At 36.0% G+C, this 19401-nt stretch carries 17 protein-coding genes and 3 pseudogenes; 7 read left to right on the top strand and 13 right to left on the bottom strand.

Translation table 11 applies throughout. The features are described from left to right. Position 1 precedes the first annotated feature (1 nt). Positions 2 to 3484, bottom strand: a complete 3483-nt coding sequence (locus WS44_RS00895) for a PD-(D/E)XK nuclease family protein (protein WP_013642014.1) — start codon at positions 3482 to 3484, stop codon at positions 2 to 4. 80 nt (positions 3485 to 3564) lie between these two features. Between WS44_RS00895 and mvk the strand changes: the two genes are divergently transcribed. From mvk to fni, 4 genes are read left to right on the top strand one after another with little or no spacing between them, the layout of a single operon-like run. Then, entirely contained in the window at positions 3565 to 4473 is a 909-nt protein-coding gene (mvk, locus tag WS44_RS00900) for a mevalonate kinase (protein WP_046432565.1), read from the top strand. Further along, positions 4473 to 5438 carry a diphosphomevalonate decarboxylase gene (gene mvaD, locus WS44_RS00905; RefSeq protein WP_014565902.1) on the top strand — a complete coding sequence of 322 codons (966 nt, stop codon included), beginning with the start codon at positions 4473 to 4475 and terminating at the stop codon, positions 5436 to 5438. The genes mvk and mvaD overlap by 1 nt, the downstream gene beginning before the upstream one ends. Before the next feature lie 42 nt (positions 5439 to 5480). Further along, complete coding sequence (locus tag WS44_RS00910; protein ID WP_013438053.1) at positions 5481 to 6563, top strand: phosphomevalonate kinase; 1083 nt, start codon at positions 5481 to 5483, stop codon at positions 6561 to 6563. Between the two features lie 12 nt (positions 6564 to 6575). Then, entirely contained in the window at positions 6576 to 7592 is a 1017-nt protein-coding gene (gene fni / locus WS44_RS00915) for a type 2 isopentenyl-diphosphate Delta-isomerase (protein WP_013642018.1), read from the top strand. Here fni and WS44_RS09740 read toward each other — a convergent pair. Continuing rightward, positions 7589 to 7726 (bottom strand): annotated as a pseudogene (locus tag WS44_RS09740) (MurR/RpiR family transcriptional regulator); the annotation flags it as partial. The gene fni and the pseudogene WS44_RS09740 overlap by 4 nt on opposite strands. Here WS44_RS09740 and WS44_RS00920 point away from each other — a divergent pair. Beyond that, positions 7717 to 8153: pseudogene (locus tag WS44_RS00920) on the top strand (dehydrogenase); the annotation flags it as partial. The pseudogenes WS44_RS09740 and WS44_RS00920 sit on opposite strands and share 10 nt — an antisense overlap. Before the next feature lie 71 nt (positions 8154 to 8224). Here the strand turns inward: WS44_RS00920 and WS44_RS00925 are convergent. The 4 genes from WS44_RS00925 to WS44_RS00940 are packed head-to-tail and all read right to left on the bottom strand — an operon-like array spanning position 8225 to position 12100. After that, on the bottom strand, positions 8225 to 9016 hold the full coding sequence (locus tag WS44_RS00925) for a Cof-type HAD-IIB family hydrolase (RefSeq protein WP_046432568.1): 792 nt from the start codon (positions 9014 to 9016) through the stop codon (positions 8225 to 8227). Continuing rightward, positions 9013 to 10395 carry an RsmF rRNA methyltransferase first C-terminal domain-containing protein gene (locus WS44_RS00930; protein WP_046432570.1) on the bottom strand — a complete coding sequence of 461 codons (1383 nt, stop codon included), beginning with the start codon at positions 10393 to 10395 and terminating at the stop codon, positions 9013 to 9015. Before WS44_RS00930 ends, WS44_RS00925 begins: the two co-directional genes overlap by 4 nt. After that, the gene (locus tag WS44_RS00935; protein WP_046432572.1) at positions 10370 to 11353 is read right to left on the bottom strand and encodes a hypothetical protein; all 984 of its coding nucleotides are present in this window, start codon (positions 11351 to 11353) and stop codon (positions 10370 to 10372) included. Before WS44_RS00935 ends, WS44_RS00930 begins: the two co-directional genes overlap by 26 nt. Before the next feature lie 3 nt (positions 11354 to 11356). Next, positions 11357 to 12100 carry a hypothetical protein gene (locus WS44_RS00940; RefSeq protein WP_013438060.1) on the bottom strand — a complete coding sequence of 248 codons (744 nt, stop codon included), beginning with the start codon at positions 12098 to 12100 and terminating at the stop codon, positions 11357 to 11359. An 87-nt stretch (positions 12101 to 12187) separates the two neighbouring features. Here WS44_RS00940 and lepB point away from each other — a divergent pair, with 87 nt between their 5' ends. Then, complete coding sequence (gene lepB / locus WS44_RS00945; RefSeq protein WP_014565905.1) at positions 12188 to 12754, top strand: signal peptidase I; 567 nt, start codon at positions 12188 to 12190, stop codon at positions 12752 to 12754. Positions 12755 to 12817: 63 nt separating this feature from the next. After that, positions 12818 to 13009: an LBP_cg2779 family protein gene (locus WS44_RS00950; protein WP_013438062.1), complete on the top strand. Its 192-nt coding sequence runs from the start codon at positions 12818 to 12820 to the stop codon at positions 13007 to 13009. Positions 13010 to 13065: 56 nt separating this feature from the next. Here the strand turns inward: WS44_RS00950 and WS44_RS00955 are convergent. The 7 genes and pseudogenes from WS44_RS00955 to pepT form a co-directional block, all read right to left on the bottom strand. Continuing rightward, positions 13066 to 14197 (bottom strand): annotated as a pseudogene (locus tag WS44_RS00955) (replication-associated recombination protein A). A gap of 61 nt (positions 14198 to 14258) precedes the next feature. Then, a complete protein-coding gene (locus WS44_RS00960) occupies positions 14259 to 15086 on the bottom strand; it encodes a hypothetical protein (protein WP_046432574.1) in 828 nt (275 codons plus the stop codon). A 6-nt stretch (positions 15087 to 15092) separates the two neighbouring features. Beyond that, positions 15093 to 15935, bottom strand: a complete 843-nt coding sequence (locus tag WS44_RS00965; RefSeq protein WP_022087304.1) for a hypothetical protein — start codon at positions 15933 to 15935, stop codon at positions 15093 to 15095. 9 nt (positions 15936 to 15944) lie between these two features. Continuing rightward, on the bottom strand, positions 15945 to 16781 hold the full coding sequence (locus WS44_RS00970; protein ID WP_046432578.1) for a hypothetical protein: 837 nt from the start codon (positions 16779 to 16781) through the stop codon (positions 15945 to 15947). Beyond that, positions 16781 to 17488 carry an ABC transporter ATP-binding protein gene (locus WS44_RS00975; protein WP_013438066.1) on the bottom strand — a complete coding sequence of 236 codons (708 nt, stop codon included), beginning with the start codon at positions 17486 to 17488 and terminating at the stop codon, positions 16781 to 16783. The genes WS44_RS00970 and WS44_RS00975 overlap by 1 nt, the downstream gene beginning before the upstream one ends. Then, entirely contained in the window at positions 17481 to 17855 is a 375-nt protein-coding gene (locus WS44_RS00980) for a GntR family transcriptional regulator (RefSeq protein WP_013438067.1), read from the bottom strand. The genes WS44_RS00975 and WS44_RS00980 overlap by 8 nt, the downstream gene beginning before the upstream one ends. 284 nt (positions 17856 to 18139) lie before the next feature. Then, positions 18140 to 19384 (bottom strand): peptidase T, encoded by a 1245-nt coding sequence (pepT, locus tag WS44_RS00985; protein WP_013438068.1) that lies wholly within the window; start codon positions 19382 to 19384, stop codon positions 18140 to 18142. Positions 19385 to 19401: the final 17 nt, after the last annotated feature.

Below are 19401 nucleotides of genomic sequence, written 5' to 3' on the forward strand. Positions count from 1 at the left end.
ATTAGTCCTCTCTTCCTAATCTTTCTTTGATTTTAGCTAACAGATCTTTTTTCTTCATATTACTGATTTCATGGTATTGATTTTGTCTAAGCATCGCATCAAAGAAGAAGATATCCTTGAAGTCTGAATAAGTTAGAGCATTTTGTGACTTACCATATTTATACGGATTCAAACTAATCTTACCGGACAGAATCTGACTTGATGCTTCCTTGATCAAATATTCATCATACTCTAGCAACAATTCAATTTCTTCTTCACTGAAACTACGATTGGCAGGCAAACTAAATCCACCTTTAGCTTTAGTTTTAACACCAGTATAAAGCTCTGAAACCTGCTTAGTGCTTCCTTCTAGTAACGGTTCAGCTTCCGTTAAAATATCCGGGTCGTTACTGATGATGCCGTTGTACATCAATTTAGGCTTGCTATCAGTTGCAGCTTGACGAAGATTCATAGAACTATCGATCAGCTTATCGCTGTTCAGTCTCTCTAACTGTCTAGTAACTGTTTGATAAAATGCACCTAATAACGACAATTGATCGCTTCCGGCAAAGAATTGATTATTATTAGCTAAAACATCTAGATATGAAACCATCTGTAAGGCGATGCCATTGTAAAACATACCTAAATCAAACTTTTTAGCTGATGACTTGTAGTCAATAACCTGTGCTAATACTTGATCCTTGTCGGCAAAGTTAGCCAAATCTACCCGGTCCATTTTTCCGCGTAAATCAACATGGTGATTGCCTGATAAATCAGGGACTGCAAAACTAAGACCTTTAAGACGTTCTCCTACCCCAAAACTTAATTCAGAGTACTTAGCTCTAAGTGGCGTTTTAGTTAGTGACTTACGCCAATTGTGAGCTACTTTCGAGGTTGTATGATCCAGACATTTGAACAAATACTGATTAAACGGATCATTCATTAACTGGGCATATTTTCCTTCATCCTTCATGACTTCTCTCACAGAATTAAGCATACTTTCTAGCTCAGTACCATTGAGATCAGCCAAATCAAGGTGACGCTTATTAAGTTGCTTTACTAAACGGTCAAAGGTTTCATGGAAGTAATTGCCCGCTTGAATTACATCAAATTCATTTTCAAACCGGCGTCGTAATCTTAAACCATAAGTTAAGAAATATTCATAGGAATTTTTATAAAAAGTTTCTAGTTGAGAAACTGATGAGTTTAGATTTTCACCATATAACTTAGTAGCTAGTTCTTCACCAATATCCTCTGGTTGATTATCAAATTGACTAGCATCTAAAACAGAATCCGTCTTCTGTGGCAATACTTTTTGAGTCAGCTGAAGCAATTTAGTAATCGCTGACGACTTAGCTAATGAGTTCATATAAGCCAAATAACCTAAACTGGCATCTGCATTTGTAATAAATGACAAGAGATCCTGCATTTTTTCTGGCAAATCATGCTGCTCAAATTCACGAGCACCATAGTCGCTTAAGCGTTGATAATAGATAGAAGAATTTAGCGTCTCATTTGATGCATTTAAGACAGGATATGACACATACACACGGTCTTGAGCTAAGGCCAGTGATAAACCAAATTGGTAGTTTTGATCCAAATTATTTAATTGTTGATTATCTTCCAAATATGAATCTGAACTAAAACTATCCTGCAATTGAGCTAAGTTTTCAGTGGTTAAAAAGCCTGGCATCTTTTGAATAGCTGGCAAATTACCGCTAGTTGCACCAATAATGAAGACCTGCTTATAGCCACTAGTCTGAACCATTCCGATTTCAGATAAGTTAACTGCATCAAGCGTGGATGGAATTTGCGAGAAGTTAGCCTCCTTAAAGGCATTAATCAACATATTGAAAAATTCATCCATATTAAATTCTTCAGGATTAATCATTAAATAGTCACTAAGCAATTGAATCAACAAATCCCACAATTGCTCTGGCTGTTGTGCTTGTTGCAAGTCTCCAGCATCATTAGCGTCATCACGCCATTTTTCTAGTCTAGCGGCAATTCCATTTTCGGTTAAAAAGTCAAAAAAGATCGTTAATGCCTTTTGACTATCTTTCTCTTGTGCTAATTTTTCAAATAAATTAGTTACTTTATCAACCAGATAACTACGCAAGCGATCAATCTTAGCAACTTCTTCATCCATCTTATCCAGACGAATGACTTCCGCATTCACAAAGTCAGAAAACTTTTTACGCCACAAACCGTGATTAATACCGTGAGCCAAGACAAAATTTTCTAATTCATCGACATCATGAATATATTCGGCTTCTTCTTTATACCAAGACGGAATAAGCAAATGCGTTTTTAAAATTGCTAGCATACTCGAAGTAGTAAAAGGATTGCCTTTTAAATCATGCAGATTAAACAGGTTTTCAATTAAAACAACTAAAGGGTGATACTTCATCTCTTGCTGCAAGTCATTGAAGAAAGGAATTTTATTCTGCCTTAAAATTGGCGTTAAGTAAGTCTCGTATTCCTTTAAATCTGGTGCCAAGATCAAAAAATCATGATAACGGTAATTGCTTAAAGCAACCTGCTGATAAATCGTACGTGCAACAAAATATGCTTCGGCATAACGTGAATCTGCTTTTACCAACTGTACTTGATTTAAATCGTCAGTTTTTGAAATTGCTTCAGTCCATAAACTATTAAGTATTTCGCGTTTTGTTGGTTTTGGTGAAAGAGGGAAGCTGTTGACCGTATACTCCATTTTTCTTTCTTGCAAAAATGAAGTAAAACGACTGATCGTCTGCTGGATTACATAGTCGTAGTCGCCCTCTTCGGCCTGCGGATTAATGTCACCTAACCTTGTTTTGAAAGCCAAAACCACATTTTTAGCCTTGCGCATCAGCAATTTAATAGTTAAAGTTTCTTGCAATGAAAAATGCGAAAAATCACAGAAATAAAAACTAGTATTACCTAGGTTTTTATTCTTAGCCAAAATTTCATTCAACTGAACTTGAACTTCATTTTTGGTAGAAAATTTACCTGCAATTTCTTTAATAAAAGCATCGTAAATAATCCGTAAATCGTGAACCTTACTCTTAGTTTCTTGATCTAAACTATCTTCATCGATATCTTCTAAATTTACGTTGCCATCATAAATTTGTAAAATAGTACTGTACAACTGATTAATTAAACCAGTATTTGAATTTTCAAAGATGGTTAGCTTATCTTTTTCTTGTTCTACGATATGCGTAAGCAGCATTGCACTTGCCGCATCATCTAGCTGTGTAGGCAAGCCTTGTTCCGCATCTTTTAAGAAGAACCAAGCAAGACGAGAAAAAGAAAGGACGTGCAAATTCTTAACTGCCGTCTCACTTTGATTTTTACTGATTGCAAGTTTATTAATTGCCCTAACTTCTGTGGTAAACTTAATATGATTAGGAACAATGATAAAAGTTTTATGTTCTGGATGCTGCTGATAATTCCGCACTGCTTCTTCCAGAATTTTTTCTTGTAATGGGTCGGTTTGTCTTCCTGTTAGAATTTTGATCATTTGTTCGTACTCCTTGTTTAATATTCTAGCACAACAAGGTTCTATCTTTTATTAAATCTATTTTTAAGGATGATTAAATAATGAAGTATAGTTTTTTAGCTCACGGAAAAGTGATTATTATTGGTGAACACTCTGTGGTTTATGGCTATGATGCTTTAGCAATGCCCATTAAGGCTTTGCATATTAAAACCACAGTTGAAGATTCTGATCAAATGTGGATGGATACCGCACGCTATCATGGTCCTTTCTTCGATGCACCAGATAAATACAATGGACTTAAATATGTGGTTAAAGCCATGCGTGAAAAAGCCAAGAATACCCAGCCTTTAAAAATCACTTATACAGGTGAAATTCCGATGGAACGTGGTTTTGGTTCCAGTGCTACCGTGGCGCTTGGCACAACTAAAGCATTAAATCAATTTTTCAATTTAAACTTAACCGAAAAAGAAATCATGGCGGTTACTAACCATGCCGAAATGATTAATCACGGCAAAGCCTCTGGTCTTGATGCTGCTACTGTCAATTCAGACTATCTAGTATTTTTCAATAAGGAAATGGGTCCTAAGATGCTTAAAGCAAAACTGGGTGCTACCCTTTTAATCATGGATACTGGGCAATTAGGCAATACTAAAGAGGCTGTTACCCAAGTAAGATCATTACTAGATAAATCCGAAGCAGCCAAGAACAATATGAAGCGTTTAGGTGAATTAGCTGATTTAACCAAACAAGCTTGGCTTAAACAAGATAGTCTAACAGTAGGAAAAATCTTTAATGAAGCACAAGAAATTTTGTATTCTTTCAATATTTCTACTGCTAAGATTGATCAATTACAAAAATTGGCTTTAGCTAACGGTGCTTTAGGCTTTAAACTCTCTGGTGGTGGCCTAGGCGGGATCACTATCACATTATGTAAAAATCAAGAAATCGCTAATGAAATAGCAGCTAAGTGTCAAGATATCATTAGTAACAGCTGGATCGAGGAAATTTAATGACAAAAACTGCACGAGCACATACCAATATCGCCTTAATCAAGTACTGGGGCAAAAAAGACGCCATTTTAAGAATTCCATTGATGTCGAGTCTATCAATGACGCTTGACGCTTTTTATACCGATACTTCCATTGAAAAAGGAACAGACACAAATGAATTCTATTTAAATGATAAAAAGCAATCTCTTGCTAACAGCCAACGCGTTTTTAACTATATTGAGAAGTTGCAACAAAGATTTAACTTAGATAAAGAAAATCTTGTAATCAAATCTACCAATCACGTTCCAACAGCTGCAGGTCTTGCTTCTTCTAGTTCCGCTTTTGCGGCCCTGGCGGCAGCTTTTTGCGCCTATTATCATATTGACGCGGATAAAACCTTATTATCACGTTTGGCTAGAATTGGCTCAGGTTCCGCAAGTCGTTCTGTTTTCGGTGGTTTTTCCATTTGGCAAAAAGGCGATTCCGATGAGACTTCTTACGCTTATGCTTTAGATGAACACCCTAAAATAGATCTACATCTACTTGCGATTGAATTGAACACTAAACAAAAGAAAATCTCATCAACTCGTGGCATGAAAGATGCTCAATCTTCCCCATTCTTTAAGCCATGGCTTGCACGTAATGAACTTGAACTAAACAAGATGATTAGCGCTATTAAAGATGAAGATTTCACTGTCCTAGGCGAACTAGCTGAACTCAACGCTAATGAGATGCACGCAATTAACTTAACCGCTCAACCAGAGTTTACTTATTTTGAACCCGATACCATCCAAGCTATAAAATTAATAGAAAATTTACGCCACAAAGGTATTGAATGCTACTATACTATTGATGCTGGTCCAAATATTAAAGTGCTCTGTCAATTAAGAAATATAAAAGAAATTATTGAAAACTTTGAGTCAGAATTCAATAATGTTAAGATAGTGAGTGCAAGTTTTGGCCCTGGAGTTACTTATTTGGATTAATTTGTACATAGAAAGTTAGATAGATTCGAGGATTTAATTCTTTTGATAACAGAAAAAGCACCTGGAAAGTTATATATTGCCGGAGAATATGCAGTTTTAGAGCAGGACTGTCCTGCTGTTTTAGTAGCGGTTAATCAATTCGTACGCGTTTCAATCACCAAAAGCAAAACTTCTACTGGATTGATTCACTCTAAGCAGTATTCACAGGATTCTATCCACTGGGTTCGTCGTGGTTCTAAGATGGTAATTGATAATCGTGATAACCCATTTGAGTATATTTTGTCTGCAATTTCCTTTACAGAACAATATTGTATTGAACAAAATATCAAGATGAAAGTATACGATCTGCATGTTAATTCAGACTTGGATTCTGCCGACGGTAAGAAATATGGTTTGGGCTCAAGCGCTGCTGTTACTGTAGCCACTGTTAAGGCTATTTTGCATTTTTATGGCGTAAAAACGAGTAATGAGCTTGTTTACAAGCTTTCAGCCATCTCTCACTATTCCGTTCAGGGCAATGGCTCCGCAGGAGATATCGCTGCTAGTGTCTATGGTGGTTGGCTTGCTTACCAAACCTTTGATAAAACTTGGCTAAAACATGAACTTGATAAAAAGACATTGTCTGAAGTAGTTAATGAAGCTTGGCCTGGCTTAAAGATCCAACTGCTCAACCCACCTAAGGATATGAAGTTGATGATCGGTTGGAGTCAAAAGCCTGCTTCTACTTCTCGCTTAGTTGATGAAACTAACGCTAACAAAGCTGCTTTGAACATGGAATACAAGAACTTCTTAGCATCTTCTAGAGCCTGCGTTTTAAAGATGATCGCTGGTTTTGAAGCAAACGATATTTCATTAATTAAAAAGCAAATTCGCGCTAACCGTAAATTATTGCAACACTTTGCTAAAATCAACCAAATTGCCATTGAAATTCCACGTTTGACTCAATTAATCAGAATTGCGGAAGACTTTGGTGGAGCTGCTAAGACTTCTGGCGCAGGCAATGGCGATTGCGGTATTGTAATCACCGATTCTAATACTGACGTGGCCGCTCTTGAAAGCGAATGGCGTCATAATGGCATTTTGCCCCTTAATTTTAGAGTTCACCAAATAAGTTTAGTTCGTTAACGGAGAATATATATGTCAATTAGATCCGAAAGAAAAGAAGAACATCTGAAACTAGCTCAGATGTTTTTTAATAAGCAAAAATACAATAGTTTTGATCAATTACATTTACTTCGCCCTGCTTTGCCTGAAACCAAAGTTGATACTCAAATACTAGGTGTAGAGATGTTTAAAAAACGCGTCTCTGCGCCTTTTTTTATCAATGCAATGACTGGCGGCTCTCAAGAATCTAAAGTCGTAAACAAAGCCCTAGGCCATGTAGCTGCAAAAGAAAAGATTGCTCTTGCATTAGGATCTGCTAGCATCCTTGCTAAAGAAGAAGATCAATTAGATAGTTTTTATGTAGCCAGAAATGAAGATCCTGACGGTGTTTTAATAATTAATATTAATCCAGAAACACCTGTAGAAGCTACTAATAAAATCATTCATGAGTTAAACGCTGATGCTTTGCAAATTCACCTTAATACGGTTCAAGAAATCGCTATGCCCGAAGGTGATCGCAACTTTTTCTGGTTAGATCATATTAAGGCATTACGTGATCAAATCGATCTTCCGATTATTATTAAGGAAGTTGGTTTTGGTTTAGATGAAGCAACTATCCATACTCTAAAAAACGCCGGCATTGAATATTTCGACATTGCTGGCAGTGGTGGCACCAATTTTGCTCAAATTGAAAATGCTCGTAATTCAAGGGATGTATCATATTTAGAAGATCTTGGTCTCTCTACAGTTGTTTCCGCATTAATGGCGAAAAAAGAAGACGTCAACTTCATTGTCTCTGGTGGCGTACGTAATCCTTTAGACGTATTAAAAGGATTAGTACTAGGTGGACAATACGTCGGCATCTCCAATGTCTTTTTACAAGAATATAATCAAAATGGTGTTGCAGGCTTAGAGCAATTTATCTCTGCTTGGAAAAACGAACTGGCTGCCTTAATTGCTATTTATGGTCAAAACAGTCTTGCATCCCTACCTCAAATCAAAAAGTATTATGATCTGCCTTTGAAAAATCAAATCGATCAGTTACTTTAAATCTTTTGATTAGAGATAATCTCCTCATGCTTTTTAATATGCTCTATTCGTTCATCATCTTGTGAGATCAGCAAAAGAAAGATAGCTTCAATCATAGTAAAGGCAGCTACTCTTGAGAAGTAATACTGCTTTTGCCAGAACATTTTTAGATGAAAGTCCTGAAAGCATTCTGACTACAGTGAAATTCTTTGAAACTGGCGTAGATGAACAATCAGGCATCATTATGAAGAACACTAAGGATCAAATGGTAGTTATGGCTTTGTCCATGAGAGCTAAACAACCAAAGCGCGGTGTTATTTCAGGGACCAAAGGCTACGTTGAAATTAATCACTATCCACGTGCTACTGAAGCAGATATTACCTACACTGCCAGTGCTCATGAAGAAAAGCATGACAAGATTACGGCTGGTGACAGCGACAAGGCCTTAGAATACGAAGTACAAGATATATTGATCAAGGCCATGACGATGGTCAACTTCAAATGTCACACGATATCGCTCACATTTTGACTAGTGTTAGAACTTCATGGGGGATGAAATATCCTTTTGACGATGAAAAATAATTAATTAATATAAACTAAAAACAGCAGATGTTACGACATCTGCTGTTTTATTTTACATAATCAAAAATATTTTAATTTAGATTAAGTAAACGCAAAATTTCTTTTTGCACTGTACTTTCATTGCTTAAACCAATAATTTGATCAGCTGCCATTTTAGCTTCTTTTAAAGCTGTGGCAGTGGCATAGCTGCGTCCTGCATACTTAAGCATCCCTACGTCATTGCCACTATCACCAAAAGCAACCATTTCACTTGGTTTAATACCCAATTTTTGACCCAAATATTCTAACCCTACGGCTTTATTCATGCCTTTCGTCTGCATATCAATCGAGTCAGCCGCACCAGAAACAAAACCAATTTTAGGATATTTTTGTTTTAATTGCTCTAGCACAATTGGCATCTCATCTTCTGGTACTGTCAAACTAATCTTGAAAATTCGGTCATCAATTTCATCAAATGAATCAACTACCTCCAAGTGTTCAACATACTTCTTCATTTCTTGAACATAAGCTGGATCATTACTCTTTTTAACGTATGCACTAACTAGCCCCATAACAATTGCTGGATAATGATACTCATCCGTAATCTTGAGCAAAGTTTGATATAACTCATCACTTAAAGCATCAACGTGCAAAATTTGCTTTCCTTGAGCTACCAAGGCACCGTTTTCTGCCACAAAATAAATCTGATCAATCACATCAGGAAAACGTGTCATCAAATTAGCATACTGATTGCCACTTGCAACAACAAACTTAATATCTCGCTTGCGCATCTCTTTAAATTCTCGTTTAAAAATTTCACGATCATAATCTTTGTCGTCGTTAAGCCACGTACCATCCATGTCTGTTGCAATTAATTTAATCATTTTCTCAATCCCTTTGGATAAAAGTTCTTCAAAACTTGATTACCCGCAACTTTACCAAAACTAAAGATCATCTTTTTATAGCTTACCAAAACAAAACCACGTAGATCGCTCTTTACTTTGATAGTCTCACCGTGTAGATAATCTTGATATTCTTTGTCATCAGCTAAATCAATCACGCGCTTTTGTTCTACTTGACCTAGCACTTCAGCCAATTGATGTCCTGGCTCAAAGCGCTTTTTCTTTAAAACACCCAGTTCTACACCGTTGTTTAAAATATGTAATTTAGTTTTACCAGTGAATTCAATTGCAGGTACAAAAACATGATCATTGCTTACCAGCGCCTTTTTACGCCAATCAGCTAGTTCTTCAGGCAAGTTGAACTTATCGATTGCCTCGCCCACTAGTTCTTGTTCATTCTTGGTCAAACACAATGCATTACGCTTATTTTTCTTATTTTTACGCTTTTTCTTGGCAACCTGTTCTATTTCACCTGGCTTTTGCAAAATCGCCGCAAATTGCCCTTCACCAACGCCATCTTGTGGCCAAAAACGCAAAGTCCTGGTTAAGTCAGGATTATCATTGCCCCATTCTGGACGACCGGCACTAACGCGCTCATCCTTTATTTGACTGTCTAAAATAGTAAAATCATATTCTTGGGTGAGCCAATTTACGATTTTTTCATCTTCTTCTGGTGCAAACGTACAAGTTGAATAAACTAAGCGACCACCTGGTTTAAGCATCTTTACCGCTTCAGCCAAAATCATTCTTTGTCGTTGAGCGCAAGTTAACACATAAGCTTGTGACCAATAATCAATCGCTTCAGGGTTCTTTCTAAACATCCCTTCCCCACTACATGGTGCATCAACTAAGATTACATCAAAGAAATCAGGAAAAGCTGCAGCCAAATTTTCTGGCGTTTCATTTGTGACTAAGGCATTACTAATGCCCCAGCGCTCTACATTTTCACGCAATATTTTGGCTCTAGAAATAGAGATCTCATTAGCAACAAGCAGACCCTTATTTTTTAACTGCTCACCTAAAGCTGTGGTTTTGCCTCCTGGAGCAGCACAAAGATCCAAAACCTTTTCACCTGGTTTAACAGTACTAATTGCGGCAGGAAACATGGCTGCAGGATCTTGAGAATAAACATAACCACTTACCCATTCAGGATCTTCACCACTAATTTCACCGTAGTATGCATGCTTAATTTCGGGCACTGGATTATCTAAACTGTATGAAATTTGCGTTTTATTTTTTAAAGTATTTACTCTAAAGGCCTTTTTACTGCTCTCATTCATAGCAGTAAACATTTTTTCTGCTTGTTCTGCCCCCAGTAAATCGCGATATTTGTCTTTAAAATCTTTTGGCAGGTTTAACAATTTTTCTATCCTTTCTCGCTAAGCAATAAATTGTCACACAGAATGCGGCAATGAATATCAGCCAACTAACTATCAACGTAATGATAAGAGAACTATATGTAGAATAAAAAGCATGATATCTCAAAAAGATATACGTAAAGATGCCTAAAGCACCCTCTATCATGAATAAACGTACGCTTTGGTTGATTACCCAGTTGCGCAATAACTCTCCGTGCAGACGCGTTAATTTAGCTTGTCGCTTAATTAAAATAGCTAGCAATACATTGCCGCCAATACCAAATAGCTCGGCAACAAGCAACAGCAAAATATAAGGTACAACTGACCAACGATCACGGTGATGCTCTTTAACAAAAGATGGCACGTGCAACTGTGCGTGGTAATGTTTGGCAATTCTGTCTAACACATTAGGTGCACCATCAATTACTATCCGATAATTTCTTAATTGATCCTTGGCAGTTGGTTGATCAATCCCAGTACTTAGGTAATATTTATCCATTTCTACTTGAGGATAATCTTTAAATTCACCAATTACTGAATAGTAATTTTGCCCCCAAACAACATATTTATTGTTTTGCACATTAAGCAAATTAACTTCAGTTGCTGGACCTAAAACTGCAAAAGAAACCTTGCCCTTAAAATCATCTGGAGAAAAGTAGCGTCCTTCTTCTGTCGGCAGACTCTTAACAGTATGATTAGCCCACACTAAAACCTGCTTTTTCTCATAATTGCTATCAAGATGCAGCTGCAATTGATGGTTGGCATAATCTTTATCTAAGTAACGCAAAAATGAACTAATACTTTCTTTGCTATTAGTTCTAAAGTAGCGAGTATTATTTGTTAGTCCGTGTGCTTCTAATAATTCATCCGCATGGCCTGAATCAATATTAGAGAGCATAGTCCCCATACCCAGAAATGCCAATAGTGGGATGAAAAGCAATAAAATCTTTTTAAAATTCATTATTTATCTAATTTCAAATATCTGTTCATCAATAAAATCATAACTCTTAAACGAACGATTTATTTCTGCTAACTCTGGCGTCTTTTTAAACCAGTCGCTTCGCCAAAACTGGGGCGAATTTGTTGCCCCGTCTCGCTCTCCTATAAACAATAAGTAACTTGATTTATTATACGTCCGCCAAGCCTTAACTGTCTTTAAATCGCTTTGACCAAAATTTGGTGACCACGAACACAAAACTAGATCTACATCACGATATTTCTTAATAGCGTCGCTAGCTGCTAAATCTAGCACTTGGTGAAATGGTTCTGAACCAGTTTTAGAGGTCTTAGCCCATTCTAAAGAATCTGTACTAATCACTTCTATGCCAACTTCTTCAAGTGCTTTAGACCAAAAAGCATTTCCAGCCATAATTTCTAAAGCTTTTGTAATACCAAGTTTATCTTTAATTAAACCGGCAGTTTCTAGATTGGCAATAGACCAAATGCCATATTCTAAAGACAGGTACTGACGACAATTATTGAATAGATTATTAATTGCCGTTAAACTGCTTCTTTTGTCTTCACCAATATCTGCTAGAATATCTTCAAATTGATCTGGCAATAACCCCAGCATATTTGGTGCTTGAGGCAAGGGCTTTTGCTTTTTTACATAATTATCAATTTGTCTTATTTCGTTAACCTGACGATGAACAATTTCATTATCTAGTTCTTGATCAAGTTGATTAATTTTCGTTATATATTCTGTCATATCTTTACACCTACTTAATGATTTTAACATTCAAAGCACTAGAAATCAGTTATAATAAAAATAGTAGGTAATACAAGGAGAATTTTTATGGCAGAAAATACCAAAAAGAGAAATGATGACGAGAGCATTGGGCGATTTGTTCTCGACATCATTATTATGTTTGCAATTTTGATGGGAATTTACTACTTTATTTTTAGCTTTTTCCTGTCTAATGAAACTGTCTCTGGCCCGTCGATGCAACCTACTTTTGAAAATGGTGATCGTTTAATTGCGGTACGCCATTTCACTCCTAAGCGAAATGATATCGTAATTTTGAAGGCTCCCGATCAAAAAGGTGCACTTTATATTAAGCGTGTAGTTGGTATGCCTGGTGACATGGTTACCTCAAAAAATGATAAGCTTTATATCAATGGTAAGCGGACACCTGAGCCTTATTTAAACAATAGCTTTGAAAGAAAGGCTCATAAGCTCGGCGAGCTTTATACTAATAACTTCACTTTAAAAGAACGAGTGCCAAAGAATTCGTACTTCGTCATGGGTGATCACAGAGATGTATCTAAAGACTCACGGTACTTTGGTTTTGTTAAACGAAGTGCTCTTGTTGGTCGAGTTGTCTTCCGTTACTGGCCATTCAACCAATGGAAAACATTTTAATTAGCTAAAAATTTTATTTTTACAGACAGTTTAGTTAAAATTGAGGTGTAAGGAGAAATTATTATGAATGAACAACAAGAAGAATTAACAGACGCAATTATTGATTTTCAAGTTAAGCACCATGTAAATGACACTGATTTAGCTTTTGCTAGTCACCTTTCAGTTGAAAAAGTTCATGCTATGAAAACTGGTGAAGGTTCATTCACTGCTGAAGAAGTTAACCAAATTTATGACTACATGTCTGCCAACGCTTAATTAGTTATAGATGTATGAAAAAGCTCCATTTTCGTGTATGAAATGAAGCTTTTTTCTTATCCATTTTTTTCGTGCCACTTTTTAATTTGCACAATTCTCTTCTTAAAACGAATCTCATTGCCCTGCTCACTTGGATGATAGAATTGACTGCCCTCTAATTCCGGCGACATGGTTTTCATATTAGTCAACTTATCTGGTGCATCTTGAGCATATTGGTAATCCTTGCCATAATTTAAGTCCTTCATCAGTTTAGTTGGTGCATTTCTAATTTGAAGCGGTACAGGTAAATTGCCCGTTCTCTTGATTGCCTTTTCCGCCTCTTGTTGAGCAACATAAACTGAATTCGATTTCGGTGTGCAATCCAGATAAATTTACAAGCTTGAAAAGTATTAATCGCTACGTTCAAACTATTTGTATCGGCTAGACCCACATTTTCACTAGCAAATCTGACTAATCGACGCGCAATATATAAAGGATCTTCTCCACCGTCTAACATGCGATTCACCCAGTAAACTGCGGCATCAACATCACTATTACGCATTGATTTGTGCAAGGCCGCGATTAAGTTATAGTGTTCATTACCTTTTTTATCATAGCGTAGAGACTTAGTATTGATTAACTGTTGCAAAATGCTCTCGTCTACAACTACCCTTTTACCTGTCTTCTTACCATTTAAAACGGCATTTTCAAGCGTATTCAGGCTGCTGCGTGCATCCCCATTGCTAAATTCCGCAATCATACGCAGATTTTTATCAGATATTTGGACATCTAATCCAGGAAATCCTATTGGGTCATTAATAGTATTTTTCAGCAAATGAATAATATCATCAGTTGATAAAGAATGAAGAACGAATACTTTTGCACGGCTGAGCAACGCTGAATTAACCTCAAATGATGGATTTTCAGTCGTTGCCCCAATTAAGGTAATGCTTCCACGTTCGACAAAGGACAAAAAGGCATCTTGTTGTGCCTTATTAAAGCGATGGATTTCATCGATAAAGACAAAATCATCTTTTCACCAAATTGACGGTTCTGTTCCGCTTCTTCCATGATTTGGCGAATGTCTTTAATCGATGAAGTCACGGCACTAAAGGTGATAAAGTGAGCCTTTGTATGTTTAGCAATGATCTCTGCTAGCGGTGTACTCTCATTTTCATTGGCTAAGGAAAAAAGCGATTCTTCCTTCATAATTTTCACCTCGAAACAATTATAACAAGAAAAAAAGCAATCAATTAATGATTGCTCTCTCTTATCTATTTACAATTTTAGGTTCAATCCATTTTCTAACAAACAAGATATCGCATAGACCAAATACTAAGTCTACTATCAATAAAAGAAGATCATCTAACCAGATTGGATCATATGACTGAAGTATTTTATTAGTATCAACCAAGTTTTGTAAGTGAGAAAGGACGATTAACCAAACATAAACAGCAATAATTACTAAAATCGCCATGATCAAAAGTCTAATCCATAAGGTGCTCTTTACAGGGAGTTCATTAGAAACAATTCTTGAAACAAAGTTGGCAAAACTTACAAAGAAATAAATAAACAAAATAACTAATACTACAAATAGCCAATAGAATTCAAAAGATACATTGATTCCTGGCACATTTGGTGTAAGAGGAGATAAGCCAAATTGACTAAATGCTTCTGCCACACAATTTGGTCCCATAGTAGGAATAAGCAGAAGAATATTTATAACTTGTTGCAATAAGAAGAAAACACCACATGCAATTAAGCTACTGAATACATTAGCTAAATAAGTCTTTCTTTCATCTACAGCAGCTAAGTGCCAAGTTTGACTCATATTGATCTTTTCGTTTTGCCAGCAAGTAACTGCACAAAAAGCAATATCAAAATAAATAGTTAAAGTAGCCATATTATAGCGCCAAAAACTACCTAAATTATGAGTCGGCGTATAAAAGAAAGTTAAATCATAATTACCGGTTCCCCAAGCGAATATTGAAAGAAACGCTATTGTAAACAAGTTAATGACGAAAAGCAAATAAATATATCTACTTTTCTGTACCCACATTTGTTTGAAAAGATTACCAAGACTAGTCAACTCATTCATCCCCTTCTAACGATTAACTATTTTAGGCTCAACGAATTTCTGAATAAGAAGGCAATTAATAATGCCTAGCAAAATTGTGCCAATCCAGTATTCAAGCGCAGAAACTCCAAGAGTATCAACATCAATAGCTCTATGGGCTCTAGCAAATAAATGATTAGTATACATGGTTAACACTTGATCATTGATTCGCAATGCAATAATCACACCAACAATTACCAAAATAGCCATTACAACTAATCTGACTGCAGTAGTATTTTTCATTGGCAATTGGTCAGCAATGGTTCTAGTCAAAAGATTGGTTAAGCTAACAAAAGCAAAGATAATTAAACACAATCCAACCAGAGTTAATAGTTCTTCAATAAGAGACCAGGCAGACTCAATAAAAGAAATATTTGTACCAAAACTTGTACCAACGAAAGGATTGATATGATGGCTAAAACTGTCAATAGTTACTACGACTAAACCTATTACAATTTGAATAACGAAGATATAAGCACATTCAACTATGCTAGAAACAATATTAATGATCCAAATTTTACTACCAGATGCTGGAATCAATTGCCAAGTCTGACTTAAATTGATTTTTTCATTTTGCCAGCACATTAGGCCTAAAAAGGTAACATCGGCAAAAAATGTAGTAAGTACACCCAGACCCAATATCAAGTCCCAAAGATTGTCACTTCCAACAAATCCGCTAGCAACATTATTAATGGGATTGCCATTGCCTTTAAAAATGACTCCCATTAAGAACATAAATGCCACGGCAAAGGTTTGGATTAACAAAACCAGATTAGCATACCGACGCTTTTGTAAAAACATTTGTTTAAATAAAGCTTTAGTACTTGTCATAGCGGCCTCCTAGTTCTGTTTAGATTCAACGAATTTATTCAAAAGGAAAATATCGATTAAAGTAATAATTACATCAAAGGCCAAAAATTCTAGTACGACTGACCAAACTCCTGTATCACCAGAACCAAAATCAAATGGCGTAAATTGACCAATCACAGAAAATAATGTACTTGATGCATAGACCAAAAGCCAGACAATCATGATCACTATGATTAATCTAACAAAGAACATCAAGGCTTTACTTGAACCATTAGGCAAAAAATCCATAATGCTTCTGCTGCTTAAATTAATCAAGCTAACAATGGCGTACCAAGCATAGCCTAATAAGATTACTAGTAATAATCCGCCGAGTAGTTGGTCCCAGGTCTGAGCACTAATATCAAAGTTGCTTCTTTGAAGAGCTTCTTTAATTTCTTTACTTGATAAAAGCAAAGGTAGCGACATTACTACAGCAGTTACAAACTCTAAAATACCAAGCCAAATGTATGAAAGAAAAGCTGTACCAAAGTTGCTTAATAAAAATTTGGTATCACTGATTGGAATTAAACGCCAAGTTTGACTACGGTTAATTCTTTCGTTTTTTACGGAAGAAACAATCCAATAAACGAAATCCGCCACAAATGATGTCATTAGCATCATTACTGCAAACATGAATAAGAATTCTACCACCGGGTTAATTGTTTCCCGTGCACTTCCCACTACTATTTCTTGAGCATGACCTCCAGCAGAGACCATCATCATGATCGTGAAGCACAAACTAGCAAAGGCCTGGATTAAGTAAATTAAATAAACTGACTTGCTTTTTTCTTGAAACATTCTGTTGAACAATGTATTAAAACTAGTCATTATTCATCATCCTCATCTGCATAAAAGCTCTCGTAGTATTCTTCAATTGACTTGTGGTTTTGTCTGATATCGTCTGCTGATTTATGCTCTAAAACTGTATTATCCTTAACGATGACTACTTCATCAAGCAATGATGAAATCTCATTGACAAAGTGATCAGAGACTAAAATAGTAGAATTTTCGTCTTTCCACAAAATAATTGAATTGATGATCTTCTTGCGGGCCATTGCATCAATGCCGCCAAACGGTTCATCAAGCAGATATAAATCTGCCTTACGTGCAAAAGTCAAAGCAATGATTAGCTTTTCACGCATACCACGAGACAATTGACTAAGTTTCATCTCAGGATCTAACTTCATGAATTTGCGTAATTCATCAAATTCATTTTCATCAAAATCTTGAAAGATTGTAGCATAAAAGCGAACAATTTGCGCAATCTTAGTTGAATCACTGAAACCTGTTAAGCCATCAGTAAAAGATAATTTAGCCTTTCTTTCAGCTTCTTTAGTTGCACCAGCTAAATCAATCTGTCCCTTATAATTCTTGGCCACTCCAGCGATAATACGCATTAAAGTTGTTTTACCTGCCCCATTTTCACCTAATAAGGCCACGATTTTGCCTGACGTTAAAGTTAGATCAACATCTTTTAAAATTGTTTTTTGATTTTTCTTGTAAGTTAAATCTTTAATAATTAATAAATCACTCATTATGATTCTCACTATCTTTCAAGTACTCTGTTAGTGTTGAGACTAATTTATCCTTTTTAACACCTAATTTTTCCATATTTTGTACAAATTCATCTAACTCATTGTTGATGAGAGATTGCTTTGTTTTAGAAAGCAATTCCGTATCTTCAGTAACAAAATTACCCTCGCCACGCTTGGTATAAAGAATGCCTTGTGTGTTCATTTCCTGTAAAGCACGTTGAACAGTATTGACATTAACAGTCAATTCCAATGCCAACTTTCTAACCGATGGAATCTTCTCACCGGCCTTCATCTTACCTAAAGCAATTTGACGATATAAATATTGCTCAATTTGAAGATAAATAGGAATATTATCCTTAAATTCCATTAACTCACCTTCTACATATACTGTATTATTTATCTATTACACTAATAATACTACTAACTTTATACTCAATTTTCAAGTATTATTTTTATCCTGTTTCACATTTTTATAAAATTAAAATCCAAAACAAAAAATAGCCAATATTGCTGATCTAACAACAATATTGGCATATTTTTTGTCAATTATAATACTAGTGAATAACTTGTTATGCTTTAAATAAGCATAAGTTTTGCATAATCATAGCTATTTAAAAGTATATATTTTTATAGCAGTTATTTAAATTTGTTTCACTGCTTTGCTCTTTCAGCATTTAATTCAGCCATTTTGATCATAACATCAACAGCCTTGTACATTGATTCAAGAACAGTATATTCGTAGCGACCATGCATGTTTTCTTCACCTGCAAAAATGTTAGGACAAGGAAGACCCATGTAAGTCAATTGTGAACCATCTGTACCACCACGAACTGGATCTTCGTTGATTTCAAGACCTTCAGCCTTATATGCATCCCTAGCCAAATCAACAATATCCATGTGCTTCTTCAATTCATCAGCCATGTTGTAGTATTGGTCCCACATCTTCAACTTAATGCGTTCAGTACCAAATTCAGCGTTCATCTTGTCAACGATTGATTTAACCAAATTCTTACGTTCTTCAAGACCATCACGTTCAAAGTCACGGATGATGTAATCAAGGTGTGCATTATCAACAGTACCGTTGAAGCTCATCAAGTGGAAGAAACCTTCTCGACCATCAGTATGTTCTGGACGATCATGTTCTGGCAATTGATTATGGAAATCAATTCCTACCTGAACAGCATTAATCATTTGACCTTTAGCTACAGCTGGGTGAACGTTAACCCCTTGAATATCAAGACTAAATTGCGCTGCTGAGAAAGTACCCCAGTCAAGTTTACCAGGTGCTTCACCATCAACAGTAAAGGCAAAATCTGCACCGAAGTCTTTGACATCAAAGTGTTCTGCACCAGTACCGATTTCTTCATCAGGAGTGAAGGCTAAACGAATCTTACCGTGTTTTACTTCTGGATGGTTCATCAAGTATTCCGCAAAAGTCATTAATTCAGAAACACCACATTTGTCGTCCCCACCAAGCAAGGTATCACCTGAAGCAGTGATGATAGTTTGACCCTTGTAGTTCTTCAAGTGTGGGAAAACCTTTGGATCAAGATAAAATTCCGAATCGCCTAATTGAATCTTGCTTTCACCATCATAATTTTCATGAATTTGTGGCTTAACATTTTCTGAATTGAAGTCAGCTGTATCACTGTGTGCTAAAAAGCCCATTACAGGTACGTCGTAATCAACGTTTGAAGGAATTTCAGCAATTACGCTACCAGCTTTTTGATTATAGTGAACGTCACTAAGACCTAATTCTTCAAGGTCTTTCATAATGACATTCTTTTGGAAGTTTTCTTCTCTTTCAGTTGAAGGAAAACGATCTGAATGTTCATCTGAACGTGAATTTACTTTTACATACTTTAAAAATCTTGGCAACAAGTTTGGGTATTCCATTTATTCTATCCTCTTTC

The sequence above is a fragment of the Lactobacillus sp. N54.MGS-719 genome (assembly GCF_000980505.1).
Taxonomy (GTDB): domain Bacteria; phylum Bacillota; class Bacilli; order Lactobacillales; family Lactobacillaceae; genus Lactobacillus; species Lactobacillus amylovorus.

Bases quoted from the DNA above. Each gene is read 5' to 3' on its own strand.
- WS44_RS00895 (WP_013642014.1), bottom strand. From the start codon at position 3,484: ATGATCAAAATTCTAACAGGAAGACAAACCGACCCATTACAAGAAAAA.
- mvk (WP_046432565.1), top strand. From the start codon at position 3,565: ATGAAGTATAGTTTTTTAGCTCACGGAAAAGTGATTATTATTGGTGAA.
- mvaD (WP_014565902.1), top strand. From the start codon at position 4,473: ATGACAAAAACTGCACGAGCACATACCAATATCGCCTTAATCAAGTAC.
- fni (WP_013642018.1), top strand. From the start codon at position 6,576: ATGTCAATTAGATCCGAAAGAAAAGAAGAACATCTGAAACTAGCTCAG.
- WS44_RS00925 (WP_046432568.1), bottom strand. From the start codon at position 9,016: ATGATTAAATTAATTGCAACAGACATGGATGGTACGTGGCTTAACGAC.
- WS44_RS00935 (WP_046432572.1), bottom strand. From the start codon at position 11,353: ATGAATTTTAAAAAGATTTTATTGCTTTTCATCCCACTATTGGCATTT.
- WS44_RS00940 (WP_013438060.1), bottom strand. From the start codon at position 12,100: ATGACAGAATATATAACGAAAATTAATCAACTTGATCAAGAACTAGAT.
- lepB (WP_014565905.1), top strand. From the start codon at position 12,188: ATGGCAGAAAATACCAAAAAGAGAAATGATGACGAGAGCATTGGGCGA.
- WS44_RS00950 (WP_013438062.1), top strand. From the start codon at position 12,818: ATGAATGAACAACAAGAAGAATTAACAGACGCAATTATTGATTTTCAA.
- WS44_RS00960 (WP_046432574.1), bottom strand. From the start codon at position 15,086: ATGAATGAGTTGACTAGTCTTGGTAATCTTTTCAAACAAATGTGGGTA.
- WS44_RS00965 (WP_022087304.1), bottom strand. From the start codon at position 15,935: ATGACAAGTACTAAAGCTTTATTTAAACAAATGTTTTTACAAAAGCGT.
- WS44_RS00970 (WP_046432578.1), bottom strand. From the start codon at position 16,781: ATGACTAGTTTTAATACATTGTTCAACAGAATGTTTCAAGAAAAAAGC.
- WS44_RS00975 (WP_013438066.1), bottom strand. From the start codon at position 17,488: ATGAGTGATTTATTAATTATTAAAGATTTAACTTACAAGAAAAATCAA.
- WS44_RS00980 (WP_013438067.1), bottom strand. From the start codon at position 17,855: ATGGAATTTAAGGATAATATTCCTATTTATCTTCAAATTGAGCAATAT.
- pepT (WP_013438068.1), bottom strand. From the start codon at position 19,384: ATGGAATACCCAAACTTGTTGCCAAGATTTTTAAAGTATGTAAAAGTA.